The organism is Chitinophaga ginsengisegetis, from assembly GCF_900168065.1.
Lineage (GTDB): Bacteria > Bacteroidota > Bacteroidia > Chitinophagales > Chitinophagaceae > Chitinophaga > Chitinophaga ginsengisegetis.
In genome coordinates this window covers 433,962-448,096 of the sequence record NZ_FUZZ01000001.1, presented here as the reverse complement: position 1 = coordinate 448,096, position 14,135 = coordinate 433,962, and the positions used below count along the sequence as shown (strand labels likewise).

At 49.1% G+C, this 14,135-nt stretch carries 10 protein-coding genes; 4 read left to right on the top strand and 6 right to left on the bottom strand.

Annotated elements, in window-relative coordinates; all coding sequences use genetic code 11:
* Nucleotides 1–93 precede the first annotated feature (93 nt).
* Entirely contained in the window at nt 94–396 is a 303-nt protein-coding gene (locus B5Z18_RS01630) for a sigma-70 family RNA polymerase sigma factor (RefSeq protein WP_079467671.1), read from the bottom strand.
* A gap of 220 nt (nt 397–616) precedes the next feature.
* Between B5Z18_RS01630 and B5Z18_RS01625 the strand changes: the two genes are divergently transcribed.
* The 3 genes from B5Z18_RS01625 (at nt 617) to B5Z18_RS01615 (ending at nt 5,425) form a co-directional block, all read left to right on the top strand.
* Nucleotides 617–1,213, top strand: coding sequence for a Crp/Fnr family transcriptional regulator (locus tag B5Z18_RS01625; protein ID WP_079467670.1), 597 nt, complete (start codon nt 617–619; stop codon nt 1,211–1,213).
* 90 nt (nt 1,214–1,303) lie between these two features.
* On the top strand, nt 1,304–2,089 hold the full coding sequence (locus tag B5Z18_RS01620; protein WP_200817185.1) for a sterol desaturase family protein: 786 nt from the start codon (nt 1,304–1,306) through the stop codon (nt 2,087–2,089).
* Nucleotides 2,090–2,317: 228 nt separating this feature from the next.
* A complete protein-coding gene (locus B5Z18_RS01615) occupies nt 2,318–5,425 on the top strand; it encodes a non-ribosomal peptide synthetase family protein (RefSeq protein ID WP_079467669.1) in 3,108 nt (1,035 codons plus the stop codon).
* A gap of 143 nt (nt 5,426–5,568) precedes the next feature.
* Here B5Z18_RS01615 and B5Z18_RS01610 read toward each other — a convergent pair whose 3' ends face one another.
* From B5Z18_RS01610 to B5Z18_RS01590, 5 genes are all read right to left on the bottom strand, one after another.
* Nucleotides 5,569–6,651, bottom strand: coding sequence for an efflux RND transporter periplasmic adaptor subunit (locus B5Z18_RS01610; RefSeq protein WP_079467668.1), 1,083 nt, complete (start codon nt 6,649–6,651; stop codon nt 5,569–5,571).
* Between the two features lie 17 nt (nt 6,652–6,668).
* Nucleotides 6,669–9,806, bottom strand: a complete 3,138-nt coding sequence (locus B5Z18_RS01605; protein WP_079467667.1) for an efflux RND transporter permease subunit — start codon at nt 9,804–9,806, stop codon at nt 6,669–6,671.
* 13 nt (nt 9,807–9,819) lie between these two features.
* The gene (locus B5Z18_RS01600; RefSeq protein ID WP_079467666.1) at nt 9,820–11,196 is read right to left on the bottom strand and encodes a TolC family protein; all 1,377 of its coding nucleotides are present in this window, start codon (nt 11,194–11,196) and stop codon (nt 9,820–9,822) included.
* A 65-nt stretch (nt 11,197–11,261) separates the two neighbouring features.
* Nucleotides 11,262–12,434 (bottom strand): chromate transporter, encoded by a 1,173-nt coding sequence (locus B5Z18_RS01595; protein ID WP_079467665.1) that lies wholly within the window; start codon nt 12,432–12,434, stop codon nt 11,262–11,264.
* A gap of 84 nt (nt 12,435–12,518) precedes the next feature.
* Nucleotides 12,519–13,361, bottom strand: a complete 843-nt coding sequence (locus B5Z18_RS01590; protein WP_079467664.1) for a chromate resistance protein ChrB domain-containing protein — start codon at nt 13,359–13,361, stop codon at nt 12,519–12,521.
* Between the two features lie 177 nt (nt 13,362–13,538).
* Between B5Z18_RS01590 and B5Z18_RS01585 the strand changes: the two genes are divergently transcribed.
* Nucleotides 13,539–14,120 carry an RNA polymerase sigma factor gene (locus B5Z18_RS01585; protein ID WP_159454148.1) on the top strand — a complete coding sequence of 194 codons (582 nt, stop codon included), beginning with the start codon at nt 13,539–13,541 and terminating at the stop codon, nt 14,118–14,120.
* The last annotated feature ends 15 nt before the right edge of the window (nt 14,121–14,135 follow it).

The window sequence follows — 14,135 nt, the reverse complement described above, 5'->3', positions numbered from 1 at the left end:
GGTTCCCCGGATTTTATTCATGCACACCGTTACCTGGCTGCTGGCCATGCTGCTATATCCGAAGCGCTTCCTGACGGAATGAGCATGAGGAGATCATGGTTTTCCCCCTTCTATGCCCAGTTTCTGTAAAACATTACGGGTGATCCGGTCGCAGCGGGTTAAATGAAAATGATAAACGTGATCTTTCATATAGGCGTTTAAATTCTCCCTGAGCAGGGCCTTTGCCCTGTTCAGGCGTACTTTTACATTGTTTTCATTAATGTCCAGCGCCGAAGAAGTGTCCCGGACTGACATTTCCTCGATTTCACGCAACACAAAGACTATCCTGTATTTTTCAGGTAGCCGGCTGATGGCATCTTCCAATACCTGGCTTAATTCTTTATTGGGAGAGTTCATGTCTGTGAATTTATTTTATGCTGCCATGTTAATTAGATGCTATAACAGTAAAAAGGTTACAGAAAATTCCCCCTGTTTTTTTGTAACCTTTTTTTAAATGGGATCTCGTAATGGCGGTTGGCGCTTATACGCTGGCGCAACTCACCAAAATGAAGGCCGCTCGGTTGTGATGGACGGGTTAATTGAGAAATAACCTTACATTAGCACTCTGACGAATCATATGAGTGCATCCATCACCACTTTACAGCAACTGCTATTTGATCTGGCCGGTATACTTCCGGCCGACACGGCGCCATTATTTGCCATGACGCGGCAGGCAAAACTGGCGGCCAATGAAACGTATATCCGTGAGGGTGATACAGAACGCCGTCTTGCTTTCATTGAACAAGGCATCATGCGGGCGTATATTATTAAAAGTAATGGTGATGAAGCCACCTTGTTTCTGCGTTGGGAAAAACAATTTATCGCTTCTCACGATACCATCATTCACAGGCGGCCGTCACGCTTTATTTACCGTGCGCTGGAGCCCACCACATTACTGGAAATAGATTACGATGTACTGGAAGAAGTACTGAAAACGCACCCGGAGTATGAACCGCTGCGCAACTTTTTCCTGATGCGCATGTTATCGGAATCATTAAATATCATGGAATCCTTTGTAACGTTGTCGCCGGAAGAGCGGTACCGCAACCTGCTGGCAGAGCGTTTCGACCTGGTGAACCGGGTGCCCGATAAATATATTGCTTCCATGCTGGGCATTACGCCTGTGTCGCTAAGCCGTATCCGCAAGCGGATGCTTGACAAGGGCAAGGGATAAATTATCCTTTGTTAATCTGCGAAATTATCTTTTGTTAACTGCATCTGCCGTACCGGTATTCTAATTTTGGGAGATAAATTTCTCAGGGTTATGGAACCGATCATTGAAGCTACAGTTAAGATCTTTAGCGTGTCTGCCCTCCGGTATTTCCTGTTGGCGGGTATTCCTTTCATTTTATTTTACCTGCTGTTGCCAGCCAGGTTTAAACATTTTAAAATCCAGCAAAAGCTGGCGTCGAAGAAAGATTTTCTCCGGGAGATCTGGTATTCCATGCAAAGCACGCTGGTGTTCACCGGGATTTCTGTTGTACTGCTGGTAACGCCGGTACGGCAGTATACTATGATCTATAGCGATATTCATGATTTCCCGGTGTGGTACATAGGTGTGAGCCTGGTGTTGAGTCTTGTGATACACGATACTTATTTTTACTGGATGCATCGCCTGTTGCATCATAAGCAGTTATTTAAACGTACACACCTGGTGCATCACCAGAGTATCAATCCTTCTCCCTGGACTTCCTACAGCTTTCATGTCCTGGAAGCGGTGGCGGAAGGAGGGGTGCTGGTGGTTATTACCTGTGTGATGCCTATGCACCCGCTTACGGTACTGTTGTTTACGATATCGGGATTTATTATTAATGTGTATGGCCACCTGGGTTATGAACTGATGCCACGCGGATTCCGGTATACGTGGATGTTTGAAGTATTCAATACATCTGTTCATCACAACCTGCACCACAAGAAGTTCAGGGGAAACTATGGATTGTATTTCCGGGTGTGGGACAGAACAATGGGAACCGAACACCCGGATTATGTGAAGGAGTACGACCAGCTCCAGGAACGAAGGTTTGGGCATAAGGCAATCATGAGCAGCTGAATATTCTTTAGAAGGCGGATGGTAAAACCATCCGCTTTTTTTTAACCGGAATTTATTCCCACTGTAGAAATATAGCAGTGGAACAAGATAGTTTTGCCCCTGCACGAAATAACCATATATCACGAAATAACCATATCAAAACAAATTAATAACACCGCGATTTTTTTATTGAAAACCTTTAACCCAGGGAAGCTATAGTCCCTTTTCTTTAATTTTAATTATTATTCTATGAAACCCAAACACGTTACCGTGGAGCAAACCCACGCGTATGAAAATCCAGGGCATTTTATGTTACAGGGAGAGCAATGGCATTATGACCCATCTGCCACTGTTATTGCTCTTTTCAATCAGCAGGCGGCGCTCAGCCCGGATCGCACTGCGGTTGTATTCAAATCAGACGCTATCACCTACGACACCCTGAACAGGCGATCCAACCAGATGGCGCATTACCTGCTGGAGCAGGGCGTAAAGCCCGGCGACATTATACCGGTATGGATAGACAGGTCCATTGAATGGCTGGTAGCGGTAACAGGGATCTTAAAAACAGGCGCAGCGTATGTTCCCATTGATCCTTCGTATCCGTTAAAAAGAATCCAGGTGATCCTGGAAGACACCGGGACCAGCTGCGTGGTCACCACCAGTAAACATGCCTTACCGGACGCGGGTAAGTACAACTATGTGATACTGGATAAGGTGGATAGTCTTGATAAATGGCCCGCTACTACGCCGGATGTGCCGGTAACCGCAAACGACCGGGCCTATATCATCTATACCTCCGGTTCCACCGGAACGCCTAAAGGAGTAATGGTGGCACACCGGTCTTTGCAGCACCTGGTATCGTGGCACAGGCAACGGTTTGAGGTAACCGCGAACGACCGGGTTACTCTCGTAGCAGGAATTGCTTTTGATATTTCTGTTTGGGAGATATGGACCGCACTTACTTCCGGCGCCGCGCTGGTGATAGCTACCAATGAAGAAAGAACGGATGCGGCGGCGTTGTTGCAGTTCTATACCAGGAACGGGATCACGCATGCGTTTGTGCCTACTGTGCTGGCGCCTGAACTGGTAGCACTTAGTCGCACGGCTCCGCATCTTCACCTGCGCTACCTGTTTACCGGCGGCGAAAAACTGAAGCCGGTGCTTACACACGGACTGGGTTATCAACTGGTCGATTACTACGGGCCTACTGAGTACAGCATTTTTGCTACCTGCAGGGTAGTGCACGATGAAAACGGGGAATATGTATCGTCTATCGGACAACCCGTTGCCAATACCCAGGCGTATATTTTAAACCAGCACCTGCAACCCGTTCCCGCCGGTGGCACCGGTGAACTGTACCTCGGCGGCGAAGGACTGGCACTGGGATACTGGAACAGACCTGCTCAAACGGCAGCCTCCTTTATCGATCATCCGTTTGTACCAGGCGCCCGCCTGTACAAAACCGGTGATCTCGCCTCTATACTGCCTTCCGGTGAATTAATTTTTTCAGGAAGGGCAGATAACCAGGTGAAGATCCGCGGCTTCAGGATAGAACTGGAGGAAATAGAAAAAGCATTGTTGCCTGTTGATGGTATCAAAGACGCGGCCGTTATTACCCGCGAGGATGAAAAACATAATAAGTATATCGTCGCTTTCCTGGTGAAGAACTGGGAGGCGGAAGAGCCGGAGATCGCCTCCATCAGGGCAACACTGAAAGATTCACTACCGGGTTATATGATCCCTTCGCAATTTATCTTCCTGGATAAATTACCGGTAACCTCCAATGGAAAAACAGACCAGGCAAGGTTGTCGCAGCTGGCCGCTGTATACGAAGAAGACAGCGCCGTGTATGAACCGCCGGTAACAGCAATGGAAACAACCATTGCGGCCATCTGGGAAAGCGTATTGGGCCGGAAAGCGATCAATAACTCCGACAACTTCTTTGATATAGGAGGCAACTCTGTTCGTGTGGCGCCGGTAGTTACGGCATTGGGAAGAACGTTGTCGTTAAAAGTATATATGAGAGATGTATACCAGTTCCCGGTGCTGAAAGACCTGGCGCAAACCCTGGAAGCGCGCCGGGCCCAGGCAGATACTATTGTGATGGAAGAAGATGTGGAACCTTATGTAGCGTTGCAGCAGGATGTATACCTGAAACCGGGAACCGTTATCCGCCGCGATTTTGATGCCGCCAGGCTGCAAAACCCCGAAGCCGTACTGCTCACCGGTGTAACCGGTTTTGTAGGCATTCACCTGCTGAAAGATTTGCTGCTGGCTTCCAACGCCACCGTATACTGCCTCATCAGGGCCAGTAATGAGTATTATGCGATGGAACGGATCAACGGCTGCCTGAACAACTTTAACATCCACATTGATGAATCGCTGCGCCAGCGCATTGTGCCGGTAACAGGAGATTTTTCCAAACCGGGCATGGGGTTAACGGAAGCAGGGTTTAAAGAATTGGCGGATACCATCGATGTTATTTATCATTCCGGTAGCTCCGTCAATTTTATTGAGCCGTACTCTTATATGAAGTCCGCCAACGTGGAAGGGCTCAGGGAAATTGTAGCTTTTGCTGCCGCCGGCAAAACAAAATGCCTGGTGTTGCTGTCCACTATTTCGGTGTATAGCTGGGGGCATGTATTCACGCATAAAACCGTAATGAAGGAAACAGATGATATCGGCCAGAACCTGCTGGCGGTGAGCAAGGATATCGGTTATGTAAGAAGCAAGTGGGTGATGGAAGGCATCGCCGACCTCGCGGCAGCACAGGGATTGCCGGTAATTACCTACCGGCTTGGTTATGCCATGTGTAACAGTGAAACCGGCGCGAGCGCACCTTACCAGTGGTGGGCAGGATTGGTGAAAAACTGTATTGAATTCAACGCATATCCCGCATTAAGGGAGTTAAGGGAAGGATTGATTACGGTAGATTACATGACAAAAGCCATCGCTTATATTTCAAAAAAAGAGACGGCCCTGGGTCTTAAATTTAACCTGATTGCCAGCCCGGCAACAAACCTTACGTTGCTGCAGTTTTTTGACTTGTTGAACAAGTATTATTCTTTCGATCTGCGCGGCCTGCCGTATAAAGAATGGAGAAAGATCTGGGAAGATGATCCCGCCAACAGGTTGTATGCACTCACCAGTTTGTTCAAGGACAATATGCACGAAGGACTGTCTACCGTTGAGTTGTACCAGGATACCTACGTTTGGGATAACACCCATGTGGCTACTTTCCTGGAAGGCAGTGGTATAGAAGAACCCGTGTTTGACAAAGCATTGCTGGACCGTTACCTGAGATACCTGGGAGTATTGCCGGTACACCATTCAGCGCAGGCGGTTTATCATTCGTAGTTCGTCAGTACCTTTGCAGCGATGAGTTATATTATTGTTGCTGTTTTGTTATTGCTTGTATTAATCCTGGAAAGATAGCCCGGATAAAAGATGCCCGTCGCAGGTACTATGCGACGGGCATCTCTTTATTATTTATGATATTATTATTTCAATATCCAGGTACCGGTGCTGCCGGGTTTTCTTTCATCGGTTGCTTTTTTCAGCAAGGTATCACCGGCAGAAAGGTTACCGAATATTTCAATGCCTGCGTCTACCGTTATGCCCTGGCGCACATCTACCCACTCTGCCTGACCCTGGTGCACTCTTATCACAAACTTCCTTTCCTGCGTAGTGGCTACGGCTGCAAACGGTACAATGAACGAGGTAGTGCCGCGTTCCAGCGGCAGCTTTACATACGCAAAGGCGCCTGCCTTGAGTAAGTGATCGCTGTTATCTACCTGGAACTCCCACAACTCTGTGCGGGTGCCGGGGTCGATAGTTTCAGACTTACGGGTGAGCGTGGCTTTAAAGCGTTGGGTAGGATAGGCATCTACGCGGAAGTCGATATTTTTTGAAGGGCTTGCCGCCGCGGTATATATCTCGGGAACGGCTGCACGAAGACGCAGCGTGCGGTTATTCTGAACGGTAAGCAACATGGCGTTGGTGCCTACAAGCGCACCGGGATCTGCTTTACGCGCAGTAACTACGCCGTCGAAAGGAGCGGTGATATACAGGTAGCCGGAAACTGCCTTATAGGATTGTGATTGTTTGCTTGCGGCTATATAAGTGGAGCTGTCGGCCAGCATTACATTGCGGCTGCGCTCCAGGTCAACCGGGGCAACGATGCCCGGTGTTTTCGCCTGCGACGCCCTGTAAAGACGTTCATAATGATCCCTGCTGGAAGCCCATTTCGCTTTGGCCGATTGTAATGCAGCTTCAGATTCCGCCAGCCGGCTGTTAATTTCCGGTGCTTCAATTACGGCCAGTGTTTGTCCTTTTTTTACACGGTCGCCCAGGTCCACTTTCATGCTGCGCACAAAACCCTGTACTTTGGCAAACAATTCTGCGGTTTCGTAGGGGATGAGTTCTGCCGGTAACTCTATTGTTTTCTTAACAGTGTCCTGCTTCAAAATGAATACCGGCACGCTATCCGGCGCCGGGCTGTCATTTTTATGCTCCGGTTGCTTCGGTGCATTGCCGCAGGCTGCCAATGTTATAACCAAACTTATAAACGCGATGGATCGCATATGATTAAATTTATTTTTTAAGATTGTTTGTCGTGATGAATACTGTTTACATCATCCGGATCTAAAGAAACAGCTACAAATTTCCTTCTTCCAATGATCAGCTGATATACGGGTGGCAGGAAAAACAGTACGCTGATGGCTGAAAACAAAAGGCCGCCAATTACTGCAATGCCTAACGGTGCGGTTTGATCGCCCCCTTCAGAAAGGCCCGCTGCCATTGGGATCATGCCGGCTATCATAGCGGCGCTGGTCATCAGGATAGGACGGAGGCGCGTTTCCGCCGCGCGGAGATGCCCTGATGGAATCTCTTCTTTCCGGTTATACTCTGCGCTGGTGATGAACAGTACTGCGTTTGCAATGGCTACGCCAACAGCCATAATGGCGCCCATATACGACTGGATATTCAACGTGTTGCCGGTAATAAAAAGGAACAGCAGGGAACCCGCTATCACTGCGGGGATAATGGACAAGGTAGCCAGTGCCACACGGAACGACTGAAAGTAAACCGTCATCAGCAGGAAGATCACGATGATAGCAATCAGTAATCCAAACTGCAGGCTGGTAAGCGTTTGCTGTAACAGCTGTGGTTGTCCGCGCAGCAGGATCTTTGCGCCATTGGGTAGTTTACCCATGCCGGAAATAATGTTGTTTACTTTATTGAAAACGGTTCCGGCATCCTGCTGCTGAATGTTTGCGGTGATGGTGATGTAGCGTTGCTGGTTAAGACGGTCGTATTCACCGGCAACAACCGTGCGTTTCCACGTGGCTATTTCACTGAGATAATGCGTGTTGCCAATGCCACCTGATACGGGAACAGCTTCCAGCTGCGCGGTGCTGTTCATCCGGTATTCGGGGTATTGCACCTGTACCTGGTAGGCGGTTCCGGTTGTTTTATCGAGCCAGTAATTAGGCGAGGTAAAACGGCTGGAAGAAGTAGCGGTTACGATGGAGCGGGCGGCCTGTTCGCCGGAAATGCCAAGCTGACCAGCTTTTACGCGGTCTACCTCCAGCCTGATAGCGGGATAGTCCAACGGTGTGGCAATCTGCAGATCACGTAACGAAGGAATGGCCTTCAGTTGTTGTACCAGTTGCTGCGCTGTTTTGCGGCCTTCTGCGAGGTTGCGGTTTACCACCGCTATTTCTATGGGGTTAGTGCTGCCGAGGTTAAGCACTTGTTCCACGATGTCGCCCGGTTCAAAAGAAACTGTGGCTGTTGGAATTTCTTTGGCAACAGCGGCGCGTAATTTCTCTCTGAAAACAGCTATCGGAATCACATCTTTCTTCAGCTTTATTTTTGTTACTGATTCATGCGGGCCACCGGTCCACAGGTGGATATAGTTTACCGGGAAGCTGGATGGTTGCGTGCCAATAAAGGCGGAAGTGATGTCGGTGTTGCCTTTGCCGGCAATGCTGTCTGATAGTTGCAGCAGTTTCCTGGTGGCGTCTTCCGTCCGTTCAAAGCGGGTACCTACGGGTAAGCGTAAACGAATTTGCGTTTGGCCACTGTCGGTTTGCGGGAACAGTTCTGTGCCGGTAAAAGAAAACAACAGCACTACGAGCAATAGCGATACGGCAAGGAACAAAGTGGTAAGCCATCCGAAACCGGTATGGAAACGTTGTCCCGCGTGGATATATTTTTGCTTCAGTTTATAATAAAATCCGGTGTCCTGTTGTGTTTGATGGTCCTTTAGCAACCAGTTGGCAGCTACCGGTACAAAAGTTTGCGATAACAGGAAAGAGGCGATCATAGCAAAACCAACGGCCAGTGATAAAGGCAGGAACATGGCTTTGGGCACGCCATTCATAAACAGGGAGGGCACAAATACTGCGAGGATACTCAGGAGGATCAGCAGTTTTGGTGCGGCTATTTCCCGGCAGGCGTCTGCGATGGCGCGTGCTTTGTTTTTACCAAGTTCCTGGTGGCGGTGAATATTTTCAATGGTCACGGTGGCTTCATCTACCAGTATTCCTACGGACAGCGCCAGTCCTCCCAGCGTCATAATATTGATGGTTTGGCCGGTGAGGTATAACAGCGTAGCCGCGGATAATAATGCCAGCGGGATGGTCATGATCACAATGAGTGCGCTGCGCCTGTCGCCCAGGAAAAACCATACCATCAGGCCGGTGAGGAGGGCTCCGAGCCCGCCTTCAAACAACAGGCTTTTCAGGGAGTTGATCACGTACCCCGACTGGTCAAATTCGTAGGTTACTTTTATATCTTCCGGGATAGCGGCCTGCATGTCGGGCAGTGCGGCTTTCACTCTTTGTACCACATCCCAGGTGGAAGCATCGGCGCGTTTTGTTACCGGGATATAAACAGAGCGTTTGCCGTTCACCAGTGCATAGCTGGTAGTGACATCCGAGCCCAGCGTAACGTTGGCAATATCCTTCACGTATATTGCCGGTCCTGCGCCGGATTGCAATGGTGTGTTCTGCAAATCCTGCAAGGTTTCAATGACACTGTTTTGCGGGGTGATGTAAGTGGTATCGCCGATGCGTACATTGCCGGCAGGAGAGATGGTGTTGAATTTCGCAATGGTTTGCACCACCTGGTCCGGTGAAAGGTTATGCCCGCGCAGTTTTTCCGGATCTATGGTGATCAGCACTGTTTTCTGGTTACCACCAAACGGCGGCGGGGCAGATACGCCCGGCAGTGTTGAAAACATAGGTCGCACGCGGAACAGCGCCAGATCTGATATTTCCCCCAGTGATCTGCTGTCGGAGCTGAATACGAGTTGTCCCACCGGCACGCTGCCGGCGTCGAACCGGGTAACAAACGGTGGCACGGTACCGGGCGGCATAAACGCCCTGGCCCTGTTCACATAACCGACTACTTCCGCCATTGCCTGGCTCATATCGGTGCCTTCATTAAATTCTATTTTGATGAGGGCGGCGCCTTGTATACTTTTCGACTCTACATATTTAACACCGGTGATGTATAGAAAGTGGTATTCATAATAAGAAGTAACAAAACCTTCTACCTGCTCGGGCGACAAGCCACCGTAAGGCTGGGCAACATATACAACCGGCAGTCCGAGGCGCGGGAATATATCCACCTTGGCGTTGCGGATGGAGAGGAAAGAAAAGAAGAGGATGGCAATAACAGCTACCAGTATGGTGACGGGATGCCTTAATGCCGAAATGATTAGTTTCATAAAGAATGATTCGTTATTTCAGTTTATCTGTAAAAACATGCAGGTTGCCATTTGCGGCAGCCAGCTCCAGTAGCGCATGCCATGCCTGCAGGAATGCGCCGGCTTCGCCTGTTTCTGCTTTCAACAATTCATATTGTCCCTGCATCAGGCGGGTAAAGTCTACCAGCCCGCTTTCATAACTGAGTTTCAATCCGTCGAAAGCATACCGCGCGGCCTGTGATTGTATTAATGCCTGGCGTGCAATCAGCAGGTTCTGGTCGTAATTAAACTGTGCTGTTTCCTGTTGCTTTTGCAGATTCAGTGTTACCTGGTCCAGTTGTGCTTCGTCAGATTTCAACAGTAACCGGTATTGTTTTTTCTGAAGATTTACCTGTGAAAACTGCAGGATGGGAAAACTCAATTGGATACCGGCGCCGTAGTTTTTCCGGGAAAGCGACCAGCCATCTGCTTTATTGATGTTGCCGGAAGCATCCACGCCGGAACCGCGGGCATAGGCATTGGCCCAGAGATCCAGCTTGGGGCGCCAGGCGCGACCGGCTTCCTTCAGCGCGGCTTCACTTACTTCTTTTTTTGTCTGATAATATTGGAAAGAAGGATGTGCTGTAACGTTTGTAGTGGTATCGGCGCCGGAAGGGAACTGGCTTATCAGCGAAGTATCTGCCAGTAAAATATCGTCCGGTTTACCCGGCAGGTCTGCAAGACGGGTGAGCTCTGTAACCTGTGCGTAGTATTGCCGTTGTGCCGTCAGGAGGTCCATCCGGGCCTGTGCCAGCACCGACTGGAACTGTGTGGTGTCAATACCGGGCCTTAACCCCTGTTGTGCCAGTATCAATGATTGCTGCAAACCGGCTTGTGTGCGTTCGATATTTGCCTGGTAGCTCAACAATAATTTTTGGAGGTATACGGCATCGAGGTAAGTGTATATGGCTAAGTACTGCTGGCGGAAGAGCGCTTCATTATAATAGCTGCCTGCCAGTTTATATTGGGCGGTAGCCTTTTCTACCGCAGCCTGGCGTTGTCCGAAGGTGAGCGGGTTCCATTTCACCAGGGCCGTTAAAGCCGTCCCCGGAACCGGGTCGTAGGTATTTCCTGTGGATGGCGGGCCACTGATCGGTAAAAGTAAACCGGGATAGCTCATGCCTGTGATATTGTTGTAGGTAGCATATCCCGCCTGATACCCCGCGGTAAGCTCCGGCACCAGTGAATTCCGGGCCATACGTATATTATATTCCGCTGCCCGGGACTGCTGTTCTGAAGCCTTTACGTGTGGCTGCGATTGTACCAGTGATAGTAATTCTTTGATACGGATAGTTCTTTGCTGTGCTATACCAGATAATGATAGCGTGACGAAACAACCGCAGATCAAGATCTTTTTATGGTAAACGTTCATTTATCAAACTGTTTAGAAGTATGGTCCGGTTTTCTGGTGGGAAATGTTCTGTTAAGATATTACAATCATTGGATATTTTTCAGTAAAAGCCCGGTACCTGCTGCTGCGAGGATAATAAGTGGCTCGGGTATTTTTTTAAATCTCCATAGTATAACCACTGTAATAATGGCAATAGCGATGGTATAGGCATCGGTCAGTGATCTTTTGCCTAATACAACCACCGCGCCGGAAATGGCGCCGATAGCGGCAGCGGTAACACCATCCACAAAAGCTTTGATACCGGGATGTTTCCCGTATTTCCTGAAGTAAGGCGCCGGTACTACGGTAAAAATGTAGGAGGGAAAGAAGGTACCTAAAGCCGCTACACAGGCGCCGGCAAAGCCGGCTACCAGGAAACCAATGAAGGCCACTGTTATCACTACGGGGCCGGGAGTGATCATGGCTACGGCTACTGCGTCCATAAACTGTTGTTCATTTAACCACGCATGTTCCTTTACCACGCCACCATACAGGAATGGAACAATGGCGAGGCCGCTGCCAAAAACCAGTGCGCCGGCTTTGGTAAAATACAGGAGGAGCTGCCAGAGGGTATTGCCTGATGTAGAGAGGGAGGTATTGAACAGGAGTGGAAATGATAATGATTTAATAAGATCTGCCGGCTTCTTTTTCGGGAGAGATATTTTTTTCCGGGGAGATTTCAGCCACCAGTAAATAAGCCCTGCGCCGAGGAAAAGCCAGATGTTTTCATTTTCTTTCCATACGGTGTAGGCGGCTGTAATAAGATAGATGCCTGTCAGCCATTTATCTGTGCCGATAGATTTACGGGTGAGCTTCCAGGCGCTCATAGCGATGATCCCTATTACTGCTGCGCCAACGCCATAAAACACGGCCTGCATCCAGGGAATTCCCTGCCATTGGGTATAGATGAAACCCAGTATCACCACCATGATGAATGAGGGCAGCACAAATGCCAGTCCTGCGAGCGTGGCGCCCAGGATGCGGTAATGAATATACCCGATGTAAATGCCCAGCTGGGCGGCCAGTGGTCCGGGAGCGAGTTGCGCCAAAGCAAGACCTTCTTTATAATCCTCTTCACTGATCCATTTGCGTTGTTCTACCAGGTCGCGGTGCATGTAGCCGGCCAGCGCTACCGGGCCGCCAAAGCCCCAGGTGCCCAGTCCGAGGAAATAAAGTACCAGTTGGCGAAGCGTGTAAGGTGTGGTATTATTAGTGTCCATTATTCTTCAGCAGCTCAATTTGGCTGTAAAGTCCGACAACCCGTCACAAAAAAATAGCACGAAAACGAAGGTTTAGGATAGTTTTTACTTTTTCCCCAAACTTTTTTTATAGGCAGATGGGCTTTTACCGGTATGTACCCTGAAGATCCGGGTAAAATGGCTCTGGTCTGAAAAGCCGGTGAGATAGGCTATTTCCGTGAGCGAATGATTGGTGGAGGAGAGGAGCTGAATGGCTTTATCGATCCGTAATTTGCGGATATAATCCCCGAAGGAAAGGTTATCAAAATATTTGGAGAACTCGCGTGATAAATAGGCGGGATGCACCTGCAGTGTTTCGGAGAGTCCTTTCAGGCTGAGATTGAGGTTGGTATCGATCTGGTCCTGTATAATTTCTTTGAGTTCTTTTGCCCAGGCGGGTATTTTTTTAGTGTCTTTTTCGCGTTGGAGAAATTTATTAAAGATGTCCAGCAGCTGGTTTTCAAAAGGTTGCTGGGTATGTTTAACATGTTGTAAGTATTTGGCCCAGCTGTACAGGGAATCGTACAGCAGCATTCCTTTTTCCAGCAGCTTATGATCATCCGGTTCATCATAGGCCATGCCTGCGGAGATGGCCCAGAGGCCCGATGCCTGCGGGGCGAGGTCGTGCCGGTCGGTATCCGCTCCGCGAACGATGGGAGCTAAGGCAAGAACGGCGCTGTCTTCAATGTGGTGTTTTTTGATGATATAGTCGAAGGTGCAGAGATCGTCGTAGTGCGTGTATTCCACGCCGGCAATATCAAAGGGGATTGCGTTCAGTTGGGCGGCCATTGGCAGTACATCATTGAACGGCACGTAAATAAATTCCGCGCCGGCGTCTACAAATCTTTTGATAAGCCAGGGGCAGGCGAGCCTGTCTATTTTAGGGCGTTCCCGGGTGATCCATCTCATAACTGATATGCAAAGTTGTGTGGGAAGTTAGGAAGTTCTGCTCATTTATTATTCAGAAAGAGATGCATCATTGCTGCCGGGATACATATTACCGGAACTATCAGTTTTTTACTACTTTTAACCGCAAATCAACCAATTACTGCCGGGGGAGGCAGGTTTCGGAACATGCAAGAAAATATGAATTTGGAGCGGCAATGGCTGGAGCAGTTGGCCGTGGGAGAGGAGTCGGCGTTCAGGCAGTTGTTCGACCGCTATCATCCCTTTATTTATTCTTTCGCACTGAGGATGACGGCATCCGACACTATTGCCAAAGATGTGGTGCAGGACGTACTGATAAAGATCTGGATAAACCGGCAATCGCTGCACACCATTGATAACCTGCCCGCATATATTAACAGGATGACCCGCAACCAGGTGTTGAACGGGATGAAACGCCGGGCGCATGAAGAAAGCATTATCAGGGAGCTGTATCCTTTCCGGGAAGATCATAACCATACCGAAGAAGCTGCGCTGGGAAAAGAGCTGGAACAATTACTGCATAAGGCTATCGGCCAATTGCCGGCACAACAGCAGCGGGTATACCGCATGAGCCGCCTGGAAGGGCTTAAGCATGACGATATCGCCTACCAGTTAAATATCTCCCGGGAAACTGTTAAAAAACATATGATGGCTGCACTCCGGTCAGTAAAACAATACCTGGAAGATAACGGCAACACCATCGGCCTGCTGGCTATTTGTTTGCTGGAAGTACGCCGCTGAGAATTTTTTTTCCTC